The sequence below is a fragment of the Pseudomonas sp. EMN2 genome (genome assembly GCF_009650555.1).
GTDB classification, from domain to species: domain Bacteria; phylum Pseudomonadota; class Gammaproteobacteria; order Pseudomonadales; family Pseudomonadaceae; genus Aquipseudomonas; species Aquipseudomonas sichuanensis.
Window position 1 is genome coordinate 1 of the sequence record NZ_VZZR01000035.1, and the last position, 15,678, is coordinate 15,678.

At 58.5% G+C, this 15,678-nt stretch carries 12 protein-coding genes, 1 tRNA gene and 1 pseudogene; all 14 read right to left on the minus strand.

The annotated features are described in order from the left end of the window. A partial coding sequence (locus tag F6X61_RS12170; protein ID WP_256671354.1) for a GTP-binding protein occupies window positions 1-171 on the minus strand: 171 nt, incomplete at its 3' end. A 27-nt stretch (window positions 172-198) separates the two neighbouring features. Next, entirely contained in the window at window positions 199-2,346 is a 2,148-nt protein-coding gene (fusA, locus tag F6X61_RS12175) for an elongation factor G (RefSeq protein ID WP_153786839.1), read from the minus strand. A gap of 30 nt (window positions 2,347-2,376) precedes the next feature. Continuing rightward, a complete protein-coding gene (rpsG, locus tag F6X61_RS12180; RefSeq protein WP_003246741.1) occupies window positions 2,377-2,847 on the minus strand; it encodes a 30S ribosomal protein S7 in 471 nt (156 codons plus the stop codon). Window positions 2,848-2,953: 106 nt separating this feature from the next. Continuing rightward, window positions 2,954-3,325 carry a 30S ribosomal protein S12 gene (rpsL, locus tag F6X61_RS12185; RefSeq protein WP_003255492.1) on the minus strand — a complete coding sequence of 124 codons (372 nt, stop codon included), beginning with the start codon at window positions 3,323-3,325 and terminating at the stop codon, window positions 2,954-2,956. A gap of 211 nt (window positions 3,326-3,536) precedes the next feature. Further along, window positions 3,537-7,736, minus strand: coding sequence for a DNA-directed RNA polymerase subunit beta' (gene rpoC / locus F6X61_RS12190; protein WP_125462382.1), 4,200 nt, complete (start codon window positions 7,734-7,736; stop codon window positions 3,537-3,539). A 64-nt stretch (window positions 7,737-7,800) separates the two neighbouring features. Next, the gene (gene rpoB, locus F6X61_RS12195; RefSeq protein WP_110996447.1) at window positions 7,801-11,874 is read right to left on the minus strand and encodes a DNA-directed RNA polymerase subunit beta; all 4,074 of its coding nucleotides are present in this window, start codon (window positions 11,872-11,874) and stop codon (window positions 7,801-7,803) included. A 218-nt stretch (window positions 11,875-12,092) separates the two neighbouring features. Beyond that, the gene (gene rplL, locus F6X61_RS12200) at window positions 12,093-12,458 is read right to left on the minus strand and encodes a 50S ribosomal protein L7/L12 (protein WP_003255496.1); all 366 of its coding nucleotides are present in this window, start codon (window positions 12,456-12,458) and stop codon (window positions 12,093-12,095) included. Between the two features lie 77 nt (window positions 12,459-12,535). Beyond that, a complete protein-coding gene (gene rplJ / locus F6X61_RS12205; protein WP_110996444.1) occupies window positions 12,536-13,036 on the minus strand; it encodes a 50S ribosomal protein L10 in 501 nt (166 codons plus the stop codon). Window positions 13,037-13,235: 199 nt separating this feature from the next. Next, on the minus strand, window positions 13,236-13,931 hold the full coding sequence (gene rplA, locus F6X61_RS12210) for a 50S ribosomal protein L1 (RefSeq protein WP_110996445.1): 696 nt from the start codon (window positions 13,929-13,931) through the stop codon (window positions 13,236-13,238). Further along, window positions 13,931-14,362 (minus strand): 50S ribosomal protein L11, encoded by a 432-nt coding sequence (gene rplK, locus F6X61_RS12215; protein ID WP_027595466.1) that lies wholly within the window; start codon window positions 14,360-14,362, stop codon window positions 13,931-13,933. Before rplK ends, rplA begins: the two co-directional genes overlap by 1 nt. A gap of 119 nt (window positions 14,363-14,481) precedes the next feature. Further along, entirely contained in the window at window positions 14,482-15,015 is a 534-nt protein-coding gene (gene nusG / locus F6X61_RS12220; RefSeq protein WP_110996446.1) for a transcription termination/antitermination protein NusG, read from the minus strand. 9 nt (window positions 15,016-15,024) lie between these two features. Continuing rightward, a complete protein-coding gene (gene secE / locus F6X61_RS12225) occupies window positions 15,025-15,393 on the minus strand; it encodes a preprotein translocase subunit SecE (protein ID WP_079226343.1) in 369 nt (122 codons plus the stop codon). Between the two features lie 43 nt (window positions 15,394-15,436). Continuing rightward, a tRNA-Trp gene (locus F6X61_RS12230) sits at window positions 15,437-15,512 on the minus strand. Window positions 15,513-15,566: 54 nt separating this feature from the next. Next, window positions 15,567-15,678, minus strand: a pseudogene (locus tag F6X61_RS12235) (elongation factor Tu); the annotation flags it as partial.

The following is a 15,678-nucleotide window of genomic DNA, read 5'->3' on the forward strand; positions in this document are numbered from 1 at the left end:
TTTTTCTTCCGGAGCCGAGTCGATCTTGTCGAACTCAACGACGGCCGAACCGAAAACTTCGGAGCAGACGCGGGTCAGAGCTGCGGTCAGAGTGGTCTTACCGTGGTCAACGTGGCCGATGGTGCCGACGTTAACGTGGGGAAGGGAACGATCAAATTTTTCTTTAGCCACGACAGTGAACCTCTTGCCTAAAGGGGATTAGCCTTGTTTTTTAACGAGTGCTTCGACGATGTTCGACGGAGCTTCGGCGTATTTGGAGAATTCCATGGAGTAGCTTGCGCGACCCTGAGACATGGAACGAACGTCGGTCGCGTAACCGAACATCTCTCCGAGCGGCACCTCAGCAGTGATTACCTTGCCGGACACCGAGTCTTCATTACCCTGGATCATCCCACGACGACGGCTCAGGTCACCCATCACGTCACCCAGGTAATCTTCCGGGGTTACAACCTCGACCTTCATGATCGGTTCGAGGACCACGCCACCGCCCTTCTGGGCCAGTTGCTTGGTAGCCATCGAAGCAGCGATTTTGAACGCCATTTCGTTGGAGTCGACGTCGTGGTACGAACCGTCGAATACAGTAGCCTTCAGGCCGAGGAGCGGATAGCCGGCAACAACGCCGTTTTTCATCTGCTCTTCGATACCCTTCTGGATCGGGGCGATGAATTCCTTAGGAATCACACCACCAACGACTTCGTTGGCGAACACCAGACCTTCGGTGATGTTGCCCTTCTCGTCCACGTCCGGCTCCGAGAAACGGATCCAGCAGTGACCGAACTGACCACGACCACCCGACTGACGAACGAACTTGCCTTCGATCTCGACGTTGGACTTGGTGATCTTCTCGCGGTACGAAACCTGCGGCTTGCCGACGTTGCACTCGACGTTGAACTCGCGCTTCATGCGGTCAACGAGGATGTCCAGGTGCAGCTCACCCATACCGGAGATGATGGTCTGGCCGGTTTCTTCGTCGGTCTTGACGCGGAACGACGGGTCTTCCTGGGCCAGTTTGCCCAGAGCGATACCCATCTTCTCCTGGTCAGCCTTGGTTTTCGGCTCTACGGAGAGCGAAATTACCGGCTCAGGGAAGTCCATACGCTCGAGGATGATCGGCTTGTCGGCGTTGCACAGGGTGTCACCGGTGGTGACGTCCTTCATGCCGATCAGAGCAGCGATGTCGCCAGCGCGTACTTCTTTGATCTCTTCACGCTGGTTGGCGTGCATCTGCACCATACGGCCAACGCGTTCTTTCTTGCCCTTGACCGAGTTGATGACGGAGTCACCGGAGGTCAGGAAGCCCGAGTAAACGCGGACGAAGGTCAGAGTACCAACGAACGGGTCGGTAGCGATCTTGAACGCCAGGGCCGAGAACGGCTCGTTGTCGTCAGCAGGACGCTCGTCGTACTGTTCAGCAGTGACCTCATCCTTCGGCACGTCGATCAGGTCAGGGTGGATACCCTTGATCGCCGGGATTTCGGTCGGAGCTGGCAGGAAGTCGATAACGGCGTCGAGAACCAGGGGAACGCCCTTGTTCTTGAACGACGAACCGCAGACAGCAGGAACGATCTCGCTCGCCAGGGTACGGGCGCGCAGACCAGCCTTGATGTCTTCGACGGACAGGTCACCTTCTTCAAGGTACTTGTTCATCAGCTCTTCGTTGGCCTCGGCAGCAGCCTCGACCATGTTGCTGCGCCATTCGTTGGCCAGGTCCACCAGCTCAGCAGGAATCTCTTCCTCGCGATAGGTGGTGCCTTTGTCGTCATCGTTCCAGTAGATGGCTTTCATCTTGATCAGGTCAACCTGACCCTGGAAGTCGTCTTCTGCACCGATAGCCAGCTGGACCGGAACCGGGGTGTGACCCAGGCGGTTCTTGATCTGGCCGATAACGCGCAGGAAGTTGGCACCGGCACGGTCCATCTTGTTCACGTAAACAACACGTGGAACGCCGTACTTGTTGGCCTGACGCCATACGGTTTCGGACTGCGGCTCAACGCCGGAGGTACCGCAGAACACAACGACCGCGCCGTCGAGTACACGCAGCGAACGCTCTACTTCAATGGTGAAGTCAACGTGGCCGGGGGTATCGATGACGTTTACGCGGTAGTTGTCGTACTGACCACGGGAACCTTTCCAGAAGGTGGTAACAGCAGCGGAGGTAATGGTGATACCGCGCTCTTGCTCTTGCACCATCCAGTCGGTGGTCGCGGCGCCGTCATGCACCTCGCCCATCTTGTGGCTCAGACCTGTGTAGAACAGGATCCGCTCGGTAGTGGTGGTCTTGCCCGCGTCAACGTGGGCACAGATACCAATGTTACGGTAGCGGTTAATTGCTGTAGTACGAGCCATAAAGCCCTCGCAAAATGATTGATGCTTGAATTAGAAGCGGTAGTGCGAGAACGCTTTGTTGGCTTCAGCCATACGGTGAACGTCTTCACGCTTCTTGACTGCAGCACCTTTGCCTTCGGCAGCATCCAGCAGTTCACCGGCCAGGCGCAGGGCCATCGACTTCTCGCCGCGCTTGCGGGCGTAGTCTACGAGCCAGCGCATTGCCAGAGCGTTACGACGGGATGGACGAACTTCAACCGGAACCTGGTAAGTGGCACCGCCAACACGGCGGGACTTAACTTCGACCAGCGGAGCGATGGCGTCGAGAGCTTTCTCGAAGATTTCCAGGGGGTCGCTGTTCTTGCGTGCTTTGACGGTATCCAGGGCACCGTAAACGATGCGCTCGGCTACGGCCTTCTTGCCGCTTTCCATCACGTGGTTCATGAACTTGGCGAGGATCTGGGATCCGTACTTCGGATCGTCAAGGATCTCACGTTTTGCTGCTACACGACGTCTTGGCATGATAAGCCCTCAAACGGTCTTCAGGTTAGCCCGGGACGTGGGTCTTCGACCCCTGCCCGACCTTACTCTTATCGACTCAAAAAAATGGATGTCTGCAAACGGCCGATTACTTCGGACGCTTGGTACCGTACTTCGAACGACCCTGGTTACGGCCTTTGACGCCCGAAGTATCCAGAGAGCCGCGAACGGTGTGGTAACGAACACCTGGCAAGTCTTTTACACGGCCGCCACGGATCAGGACGACGCTGTGCTCTTGCAGGTTGTGGCCTTCACCACCGATGTACGAGGAAACCTCGAAACCGTTGGTCAGACGCACACGGCATACTTTACGCAGTGCCGAGTTAGGTTTTTTCGGCGTAGTGGTGTACACGCGGGTGCACACGCCACGACGTTGCGGGCAGTTCTGCAGCGCAGGAACGTCCGATTTCTCGACCGAACGCTTACGCGGCTGACGTACCAGCTGGTTGATAGTTGCCATCTACTAGCTCCACTGATTGCCTTGCGACTCAATTGTCTTGCAAGAAAGCCAAAAATTGGCGAGACGGAGCCTCACCAAATTTAAGGGTACAAAAGTCTACGGAGGATCTTGCACCCAGTCAAGACGAGGCCCCGGCCCTCCCCGCCCGATCATCGGCAACATTTCATGTCATCGATGGTCGCGCGGGGCTTGCCGGGGCCCTGCCCTGTACTTAGTTACCGCTGGAGTTCAGCGCTTCGGTCAGTGCGGCTTCCACCTCACTGGCGCTCACACGCAGCGGCTTGTCGGCTTCACGGCGGCGCTTGCGCTCGCTGTGATACGCCAGACCGGTACCGGCCGGGATCAGACGACCCACGACCACGTTCTCTTTCAGGCCGCGCAGGTAATCGCGCTTGCCGGTAACGGCCGCTTCGGTCAGTACGCGGGTGGTTTCCTGGAAGGAAGCCGCGGAAATGAACGACTCGGTCGACAGCGAGGCCTTGGTGATACCCAGCAGTACGCGGGTGAACTTCGAGATGAACTTGTCTTCGGCGGCGAGACGCTCGTTCTCGACCAGCACGTGAGTCAGTTCCATCTGGTCGCCCTTGATGAAGCTGGAGTCACCCGACTCGGCGATCTCGACCTTGCGCAGCATCTGGCGCAGGATGGTCTCGATGTGCTTGTCGTTGATCTTAACGCCTTGCAGACGGTAAACGTCCTGGATCTCGTTGACGATGTACTTCGCCAGCGCGCTTACACCCAGCAGACGCAGGATGTCGTGCGGATCGCTCGGGCCGTCGGAGATAACTTCGCCGCGGTTTACCTGTTCGCCTTCGAAGACGTTCAGGTGGCGCCACTTCGGAATCAGCTCTTCGTACGGATCGCTGCCATCGGTCGGAGTGATGACCAGACGGCGCTTGCCCTTGGTCTCTTTACCGAAGGCGATGGTGCCGCTGACTTCAGCCAGAATCGAGGCTTCTTTCGGACGACGCGCTTCGAACAGGTCGGCAACGCGTGGCAGACCACCGGTGATGTCACGGGTCTTCGAGGTTTCTTGCGGGATACGCGCAATAACGTCACCGACGCCGATCTGAGCACCGTCAGCCACACCGACGAGGGCGTTGGCTGGCAGGAAGTACTGAGCAGGTACGTCGGTACCTGGCAGGTACAGATCCTTGCCATTGGCATCGACCATCTTGATGGCCGGACGGATTTCCTTGCCAGCGGCAGGGCGATCCTTGACGTCCAGGACTTCAATGTTGGTCAGACCGGTCAGTTCGTCGGTCTGGCGCTTGATGGTGATGTTTTCTTCCATGCCCACGAAGGTCACGGTACCTTTCAGCTCGGTAACGATCGGGTGGGTGTGCGGGTCCCACTTGGCGACGATGGCGCCAGCTTCGACCTTGTCACCTTCCTTGACCGAAATCACCGCACCGTAAGGCAGCTTGTAGCGCTCACGCTCACGGCCGAACTCGTCGGCAATGGCCAGCTCGCCGGAACGCGACACGGCAACCAGGTTGCCATCGGCACGCTCGACCTGCTTCAGGTTGTGCAGACGCACCATACCGCCGTTCTTCACCTGGACGCTGTCGGCAGCCGAAGTACGGCTTGCAGCACCACCGATGTGGAACGTACGCATGGTCAGCTGGGTACCCGGCTCACCGATCGACTGTGCAGCGATAACGCCGACAGCTTCACCGATGTTCACCTGGTGACCGCGAGCCAGGTCGCGACCGTAGCACTTGGCGCAGATGCCGTAGCGGGTTTCGCAGCTGATCGGCGAACGCACGACCACTTCGTCGATGCTGTTCAGCTCGATGAACTCGACCCACTGCTCGTCGACCAGGGTGCCGGCAGGAACGATGACGTCCTCGGTACCTGGCTTGAACACGTCACGGGCGATGACACGACCCAGTACACGCTCACCCAGCGGCTCGACAACGTCGCCGCCTTCGATGTGCGGGGTCATCAGCAGACCCTGGTCGGTGCCGCAGTCGATCTCGGTCACGACCAGATCCTGGGCAACGTCTACCAGACGGCGAGTCAGGTAACCGGAGTTCGCAGTCTTCAGTGCGGTATCCGCCAGACCTTTACGAGCACCGTGAGTCGAGATGAAGTACTGCAGTACGCTCAGACCTTCACGGAAGTTCGCGGTGATCGGCGTCTCGATGATCGAGCCGTCCGGCTTGGCCATCAGGCCACGCATACCGGCCAGCTGACGGATCTGGGCCGCGGAACCACGAGCACCGGAGTCGGCCATCATGTACATCGAGTTGAAGGACTCTTGCTCGACTTCCTTGCCTTCGCGGTCGATGACCTTCTCTTTCGAGAGGTTGGCCATCATCGCCTTGGACACTTCGTCGTTCGCCTTCGACCACAAGTCGATGACCTTGTTGTACTTCTCGCCCTGGGTTACCAGGCCGGAGGCGTACTGGCTCTCGATTTCCTTCACTTCATCGGTAGCGTTACCGATGATGCGGGCTTTCTCGTCCGGGATAACGAAGTCGTTAACACCGATGGAAACGCCGGAAATGGTCGAGTAAGCGAAACCGGTGTACATCAGCTGGTCAGCGAAGATAACGGTCTCTTTCAGACCAACCACGCGGTAGCACTGGTTGATCAGCTTGGAGATCGCCTTCTTCTTCATCGGCTGGTTGACCACGTCGTACGGCAGGCCTGCCGGTACAACCTGGAACAGCAGCGCACGGCCGACAGTGGTGTCGACGATGCGGGTGTTCTTGACCACCGAACCGTCACGCTCTTTCACGGTTTCGTTGATACGAACCTTGATTTTCGCGTGCAGGGCAGCTTCGCCGGCGCGGAATACGCGGTCGACTTCCTGCAGGTCGGCGAATACGCGACCTTCGCCCTTGGCGTTGATGGCTTCACGGGTCATGTAGTACAGACCCAGTACAACGTCCTGCGACGGAACGATGATTGGCTCACCGTTGGCTGGCGACAGAATGTTGTTGGTCGACATCATCAGCGCGCGCGCTTCGAGCTGGGCTTCCAGCGTCAGCGGCACGTGAACGGCCATCTGGTCACCGTCGAAGTCGGCGTTGTACGCGGCGCAGACCAGCGGGTGCAGCTGGATAGCCTTACCTTCGATCAGTACCGGTTCAAAGGCCTGGATACCCAGACGGTGCAGGGTCGGTGCACGGTTGAGCAGTACGGGGTGTTCGCGAATCACTTCGGCGAGAACGTCCCACACCTCTGGCAGCTCGCGCTCGACCATCTTCTTGGCGGCCTTGATGGTGGTCGCCAGACCACGCATTTCCAGCTTGCCGAAAATGAACGGTTTGAACAGCTCGAGGGCCATCTTCTTCGGCAGACCGCACTGGTGCAGGCGCAGGGTCGGGCCTACGGTAATTACCGAGCGACCGGAGTAGTCCACGCGCTTACCGAGCAAGTTCTGACGGAAGCGACCTTGCTTACCTTTGATCATGTCGGCCAGCGACTTCAGCGGACGCTTGTTCGAGCCAGTGATGGCGCGACCGCGACGGCCGTTGTCGAGCAGGGCGTCGACCGCTTCCTGCAGCATGCGCTTTTCGTTGCGCACGATGATGTCCGGCGCCGACAGATCGAGCAGGCGCTTCAGACGGTTGTTACGGTTGATCACCCGACGATACAGGTCGTTCAGGTCGGAGGTCGCGAAGCGGCCGCCATCCAGCGGTACCAGCGGACGCAGGTCCGGCGGCAGGACTGGCAGGACGGTCAGGACCATCCACTCAGGCAGGTTGCCCGAGCCCTGGAAAGCTTCCATCAGCTTCAGGCGCTTGGACAGCTTCTTGATCTTGGTTTCCGAGTTGGTTTGCGGAATTTCTTCGCGCAGACGGCCAATCTCGTGCTCCAGGTCGATAGCGTGCAGCAGCTCGCGGACAGCCTCGGCACCCATGCGGGCATCGAAGTCGTCACCGAACTCTTCCAGCGCTTCGAAGTACTGTTCGTCGTTGAGCAGCTGGCCCTTCTCGAGGGTGGTCATGCCCGGGTCGATCACGACGTAGCTCTCGAAGTAGAGCACGCGCTCGATGTCACGCAGGGTCATGTCCATCAGCAGGCCGATACGGGACGGCAGCGACTTCAGGAACCAGATGTGGGCAACCGGCGAGGCCAGTTCGATGTGCGCCATGCGCTCACGACGAACCTTGGCCAGGGCGACTTCAACGCCGCACTTCTCGCAGATCACACCACGGTGCTTCAGGCGCTTGTACTTGCCGCACAGGCACTCGTAGTCCTTGACTGGGCCAAAGATCTTGGCGCAGAACAGGCCGTCACGCTCAGGCTTGAACGTACGGTAGTTGATGGTTTCCGGCTTCTTGACTTCACCGAACGACCACGAACGGATCATTTCAGGCGACGCCAGACCGATACGGATGGCGTCGAACTCTTCGACTTGACCCTGGTTTTTCAGCAAATTCAGTAGGTCTTTCAAGGCCTTTCCTCCTGGCGGAGCAGGGAGTGGGCAGCAGCTGCCGCACTCCCCTTCGCGTCACGTGTTATTCGGTTTCCAGATCGATGTCGATACCGAGCGAACGGATCTCTTTGATCAACACGTTGAAGGACTCGGGCATGCCCGGCTCCATACGGTGATCGCCATCCACGATGTTCTTGTACATCTTGGTACGGCCGTTCACGTCGTCCGACTTCACTGTGAGCATTTCTTGCAGGGTGTATGCCGCGCCGTATGCTTCCAGCGCCCACACTTCCATCTCCCCGAAACGCTGACCACCGAACTGCGCCTTACCACCCAGCGGCTGCTGGGTAACCAGGCTGTAAGAACCAGTGGAACGCGCGTGCATCTTGTCGTCCACCAAGTGGTTCAGCTTGAGCATGTACATGTAACCAACGGTCACAGCACGCTCGAACTTGTTGCCGGTACGGCCATCGAACAGCACCATCTGGCCGCTTTCTGGCAGGTCTGCCAGTTTCAGCATGGCCTTGATCTCGCTCTCCTTGGCACCGTCGAAGACTGGAGTGGCCATTGGCACGCCCTTCTTCAAGTTGTGCGCCAGGGCGAGGATCTCTTCGTCGGTGAACTCGTCCAGGTTCTCCTGACGACCACCGATCTCGTTGTAGATCTCGGTGAGGAAACCACGCAGCTCAGCGGCTTTGCGCTGCTCTTCGATCATGCGGTCGATCTTCTCGCCCAGGCCTTTGGCCGCGAGGCCCAGGTGGGTTTCAAGGATCTGACCGACGTTCATACGCGAAGGTACGCCCAGCGGGTTCAGTACGACGTCGACCGGAGTACCGTTGGCGTCGTGCGGCATGTCTTCGACCGGCATGATCACCGAGACCACACCTTTGTTACCGTGACGACCGGCCATCTTGTCGCCCGGCTGGATGCGACGGCGGATTGCCAGGTAGACCTTGACGATCTTCAGTACGCCCGGAGCCAGGTCATCGCCCTGCTGCAGCTTGCGCTTCTTGTCTTCGAACTTGTCGTCCAGCAGACGGCGGCGATCGACGATGTACTGCTGAGCCTTTTCCAGCTGCTCGTTCAGTGCATCTTCGGCCATGCGCAGTTTGAACCACTGGCCGTGCTCCAGACCGTTCAGCACGTCGTCAGTGATCACGGTGCCTTTCTTCAGGCCCGCACCACCGTCAACCACCTGGCCGTTCAGCGCGGAACGCAGACGCTCGAAGGTTGCGCCTTCGACGATGCGGAACTCTTCGTTCAGGTCCTTGCGGATCTCGTCCAGCTGCATCTTCTCGATGGACAGGGCGCGGCTGTCGCGCTCAACGCCATCACGGGTGAAGACCTGTACGTCGATGACGGTACCCTTGGTGCCGGTCGGCACGCGCAGGGAGGTGTCTTTGACGTCGCTGGCCTTCTCACCGAAGATCGCGCGCAGCAGTTTTTCTTCCGGCGTCAGCTGGGTCTCGCCTTTCGGAGTGACCTTGCCGACCAGGATGTCACCAGCGCCGACTTCGGCACCTACGTAGACGATACCGGCTTCGTCCAGCTTGTTCAGCGCAGCTTCACCCACGTTCGGGATGTCCGCGGTGATTTCCTCTGGGCCAAGCTTGGTGTCACGGGCCACACAGGTCAGTTCCTGGATGTGGATCGTGGTGAAGCGGTCTTCCTGAACCACGCGCTCCGACAGACAGATGGAGTCTTCGAAGTTGAAACCGTTCCAGGCCATGAACGCGATGCGCATGTTCTGACCCAGCGCCAGTTCACCCATGTCGGTGGACGGGCCGTCGGCCATGATGTCGTTGCGCTTGACCACGTCACCCTTGCTCACCAGCGGACGCTGGTTGATGCAGGTGTTCTGGTTGGAACGGGTGTATTTGGTCAGGTTGTAGATGTCGACACCGGCTTCACCGGTTTCTACTTCGTCATCGGCAACACGCACCACGATACGGCTGGCATCGACGGAGTCGATCACGCCGCCACGACGGGCCACGACGCAGACGCCGGAGTCACGGGCAACGTTGCGCTCCATGCCGGTACCGACCAGCGGCTTGTCGGCACGCAGGGTAGGTACAGCCTGACGCTGCATGTTCGAACCCATCAACGCACGGTTGGCGTCGTCGTGCTCGAGGAACGGAATCAGCGACGCAGCAACCGAAACTACCTGCTTCGGCGAAACGTCCATCAGGGTGACGTCTTCCGGCGCCTTGACGGTGAATTCGTTCAGGTGACGGACCGCTACCAGCTCGTCGATCAGCTGCTTCTTCTCGTTCATCGCGGCCGAAGCCTGGGCGATGACGTGATCGGCTTCTTCGATCGCGGACAGGAACACGATGTCGTCGCTGACCACACCCTCTTTCACCACGCGGTACGGGCTTTCCAGGAAGCCGTACTGGTTGGTGCGGGCGTAGGCCGCCAGGGAGTTGATCAGACCGATGTTCGGGCCTTCCGGCGTTTCGATCGGGCACACGCGGCCGTAGTGGGTCGGGTGTACGTCACGGACTTCGAAGCCAGCGCGCTCACGGGTCAGACCGCCAGGGCCGAGTGCAGAGACACGACGCTTGTGGGTGATCTCGGAGAGCGGGTTGTTCTGGTCCATGAACTGCGAGAGCTGGCTGGAGCCGAAGAACTCTTTCACCGCCGCCGCAACCGGCTTGGCGTTGATCAGGTCTTGCGGCATCAGGCCTTCGCTTTCAGCCATCGACAGACGCTCTTTGACCGCACGCTCTACGCGCACCAGGCCAACGCGGAACTGGTTCTCGGCCATCTCGCCGACGCAACGGACGCGACGGTTACCCAGGTGGTCGATATCGTCGACGATGCCTTTGCCGTTACGGATGTCGACCAGGGTCTTGAGAACCTCGACGATGTCTTCCTTGCTCAGCACGCCCGAACCTTCGATCTCGGTACGACCGATACGACGGTTGAACTTCATGCGACCAACGGCGGACAGGTCGTAACGCTCGGCGCTGAAGAACAGGTTGTTGAACAGGGTCTCGGCGGCGTCCTTTGTTGGCGGCTCGCCCGGACGCATCATGCGGTAGATCTCGACCAGCGCTTCCAGTTGGTTGCTGGTGGTATCGATCTTCAGGGTGTCCGAAATGAACGGACCGCAGTCGATGTCGTTGGTGTAAAGCGTTTCGATGCGAACGACCTGGGCCTTGGCGACCTTGACCAGCAGGTCGGTGGTCAGCTCGGTGTTGCACTCGGCCAGGATCTCGCCGGTAGCAGGGTGCACGATCGCCTTGGCGGTGGTGCGGCCCAGCATGTACTCCAGCGGCACGTCCAGCTGTTTCACGCCAGCCTTTTCCAGCTGGTTGATGTGGCGCGCGGTGATACGGCGGCCCTGCTCGACGATGACCTTGCCGGAATCGTCATGGATGTCCATGACCGCAACTTCACCACGCAGACGCTGAGGTACCAGCTCCAGGCTCAGTTTTTCGCCGGAAACGTGGAATACGTTGGTGGTGTAGAAGGTGTTCAGAACCTCTTCGGTGCTGTAACCCAGGGCGCGCAGCAGTACCGAGGCCGGCAGTTTGCGGCGACGGTCGATACGGACGAACACGCAGTCCTTCGGGTCGAACTCGAAGTCCAGCCACGAACCGCGGTAAGGGATGATGCGTGCGGAGTACAGCAGCTTGCCCGAGCTGTGGGTCTTGCCACGGTCGTGGTCGAAGAACACACCCGGCGAACGGTGCAGCTGGGAGACGATCACACGCTCGGTACCGTTGATAACGAAGGTACCGTTCTCAGTCATCAGGGGGATTTCACCCATGTAGACTTCTTGCTCTTTGATGTCCTTGATCGCTTTGTTCGACGATTCCTTGTCGAAGATGATCAGGCGCACCTTCACCCGCAGCGGGACCGCAAAGGTCACACCGCGCAGGACACATTCCTTCACATCGAAGGCCGGCTCACCCAGGCGGTAGCCGACGTACTCCAGGGCAGCATTGCCGGAGTAGCTGATGATCGGGAATACCGATTTGAAGGCCGCATGCAGGCCGATGTCGCGGAACTGGTCCTTGGATGCTCCTGCCTGCAGGAATTCGCGATACGAATCCAGCTGGATTGCCAGGAGGTAAGGCACGTCCATGACGTCCGGCAACTTGCTAAAGTCCTTGCGGATACGTTTTTTCTCAGTGTATGAGTAAGCCATCAGCATTCCCCAGCTTGGTCACCTGCTTGTTTGGCATCTCCCGGCGGGAGCAGCCAGAAAATCGTGCAAACCCCTTGGTTTGCGCCACCCTCATGGTGGTTACCGCTCGTTATCGGGGCCGACCTGATCGGCCACCAATAACGGAAAAAGGCCGGTGGCATAAGCCACCAGCCATCAGCCCTTCGCTTAACGCTCGGGCTGGCATCGCACAGTCGAAATTACTTCAGCTCGACTTTGGCGCCTGCTTCTTCCAGCTTCTTCTTAGCGTCTTCAGCGGCTTCTTTCGAAACGCCTTCAGCTACAACCTGAGGAGCGCCGTCGACTTTCTCTTTGGCTTCTTTCAGGCCCAGACCGGTCAGTTCGCGAACGGCTTTAATGACGTTCACTTTCTTGTCGCCGGCTTCAACCAGAACAACGTTGAACTCGGTCTGCTCTTCAACAACGGCAGCAGCAGCAGCTGGGCCAGCAGCGGCAACAGCAGCGGTAACGCCGAAGGTTTCTTCCATTGCTTTGATCAGCTCAACAACTTCCAGAACGGTTTTCTGGCCGATTGCTTCGATGATTTGCTCGTTAGTCAGGGACATGACTTAAATCCTGTATTGGGGTGACAGCCTAAGCAGCTATCAAATTAAACGTATGATTCGAAAGAGTTTCGCGCGCCTTAGGCGGCGGTTGCTTCTTTCTGGTCGCGAATAGCTGCCAGGGTGCGGGCCAGCTTGCTGGTAGCGCCTTGGATCACGCTCATCAGCTTCGCGATGGCCTCGTCGCGAGTCGGCAGGGTAGCCAACACGTCGATCTGGTTCGCTGCAATGAACTTGCCGTCAAACGCAGCTGCCTTGATCTCGAACTTGCTCTGACCCTTGGCGAACTCTTTGAACAGACGGGCAGCAGCGCCCGGGTGCTCGTTGGAGAAAGCGATCAGGGTCGGGCCAGTGAAGGCGTCGTTGAGGACACTGAATTCAGTGTCAGCAACAGCGCGCTTGAGCAGGGTGTTACGTACGACACGTACGTATACGCCAGCTTCACGAGCCTCTTTACGGAGTCCGGTCATTGCGCCTACAGTCACACCACGGGCATCAGCCACGACAGCGGACAGAGCGACTTTGGCAGCCTCGTTGACTTCAGCGACGATGGCCTTCTTGTCTTCGAGTTTAATTGCCACGGGTAAAACTCCTGCTTGTTACCGTTTCATCTGGCCGAAGCCGGATGTCGTTTTGGTGTCTGATTCGGTAAGGAACCGGGAGCACCATCTGCGTAGGCTGGTTGTTTAAGGCTTGCGCCGCCTACGGTCTTGGATAGCCCCCGCCAGGCAGGGACCCCAATTTTTGCTGCTGGCGGGCATGACGCCCGCCAACACTGTCTTACACGTTCAGCGAGCTCTGATCGATCATCAGGCCTGGGCCCATAGTGGTGCTCAGGGTAACGCGCTTGACGTAGATACCTTTCGAGGAAGCCGGCTTGATACGCTTCAGATCAGCGATCAGGGCTTCAACGTTTTCCTTCAGCTTGCCAGCTTCGAAGCCGACTTTGCCAACGGAGGTGTGGATGATACCGTTTTTGTCGGTGCGGTAGCGAACCTGACCAGCCTTGGCGTTTTTCACGGCAGTGGCTACGTCTGGCGAAACGGTACCGACTTTCGGGTTAGGCATCAGGCCGCGAGGACCCAGAACCTGACCCAGCTGACCTACAACGCGCATGGCATCAGGCGATGCGATAACGACGTCATAGTTCAGGTCGCCGGCTTTCATTTCGGCAGCCAGGTCGTCCATACCTACACGGTCAGCGCCGGCAGCCAGAGCGGCTTCAGCAGCTGGACCCTGGGTGAAGACGGCAACGCGTACGGTCTTGCCAGTGCCGTGTGGCAGCACGGTAGCGCTACGTACGACCTGGTCGGATTTACGCGGGTCAACACCGAGGTTTACGGCGATGTCGTACGACTCGACGAATTTGGCGTTCGGCAGCGAAGCCAGCAGAGCTGCGGCTTCTTCGAAGTTGTAGGCCTTGCCTGCTTCGATTTTCTCGGCGATAGCCTTTTGGCGCTTGGTCAGCTTAGCCATTACACACCCTCCACGTTCAGGCCCATGCTGCGGGCAGAGCCAGCGATGGTGCGTACAGCAGCGTCCAGGTCAGCAGCAGTCAGATCGGCCTGCTTGGTCTTGGCGATCTCTTCCAGCTGAGCGCGGGTCACGGTACCGACCTTGACGGTGTTCGGGCGAGCCGAACCGCTGGTCAGGCCAGCAGCTTTCTTCAGCAGAACCGAGGCAGGGGTGCTCTTGGTTTCGAAGGTGAAGCTACGGTCACTGTAAACAGTGATGATCACAGGAGTCGGCAGGCCGGCTTCTTGACCCTGAGTACGGGCGTTGAAGGCCTTGCAGAATTCCATGATGTTCACACCGTGTTGACCCAGTGCTGGACCAACGGGTGGGCTAGGGTTGGCCTGGCCGGCCTTTACTTGCAGCTTGATGTAAGCCTGAATCTTCTTAGCCATGAGCTACTCCAATATCGGGTACGAACGCCAGATGGCTCCCCGGATGACTTGCGTTTTATCCCAGTGACGACAAAACCCCGCAGCACATAGGGCTGCGGGGTATGGGATGCGTCGTTCGGCTAGACCTTCTCGACCTGGCTGAACTCGAGCTCCACCGGAGTAGAGCGACCGAAAATGAGCACTGCAACCTGCAGACGGCTCTTCTCGTAGTTAACCTCTTCGACACTGCCATTGAAGTCGGCAAATGGACCGTCAATGACGCGAACCACTTCACCCGGCTCGAACAGCGTCTTCGGCTTCGGCTTGTCACTGCCGTCGGCTACGCGACGCAGGATGGCCTCAGCCTCTTTATCGGTGATCGGCGCAGGCTTGTCTGCGGTACCACCAATGAAACCCATGACCCGAGGGGTATCCTTGACAAGGTGCCAAGTCCCTTCGTTCATTTCCATCTGGACCAATACATAGCCAGGGAAGAATTTGCGCTCACTCTTGCGCTTCTGGCCGTTGCGCATTTCAACGACTTCTTCGGTCGGGACCAGGATCTCGCCGAACTCGTCTTCCATGCCAGCCAGCTTGACGCGCTCTACCAGGGAGCGCATCACATGCTTCTCGTAACCCGAGTAAGCATGCACTACGTACCAACGCTTAGCCACGGGACACCCTTAGCCAACAATCAAGGAGACCGCCCAGCCGAGCAGGGAGTCAAGACCCCACAGCAGCAGCGCCATAACCAGAACAACAGCCACTACGATGAGCGTGGTCTGAGTGGTTTCTTGGCGGGTCGGCCACACGACTTTACGGATCTCAGTACGAGCTTCCTTCGCCAACGCAAAAAACGACTTACCCTTCGCAGTTTGCAGGGCAACAAAGCCAGCAACCGCAGCCAGGGCAAGAAGTGCGAGTACGCGATACAGGATCGGCGATGCCGAGTAATACTGATTACCCACGACAGCAACAACCACCAAAGCCACTACAGCCAGCCACTTGAACAGATCAAAACGCGATTCTTGGGCTTCAGTTTTGGGGGTCATCGAGGAGGATCCTGTAAGAAGAAAGCCATCACACCGAGGTGAATGGCAGGTCAGGAGGGAATCGAACCCCCAACCTACGGTTTTGGAGACCGTCGCTCTGCCAATTGAGCTACTGACCTGTAACGCTGTATCAGGCCGGCCATTATACCGGCCTGATCAAGTAAATCAACTACTTATTCGATAATTTTTGCTACTACGCCGGCACCAACGGTACGACCGCCTTCACGGATGGCGAAGCGCAGACCGTCTTCCATTGCGATGGTCTTGATCAGGGTGACTTCCATC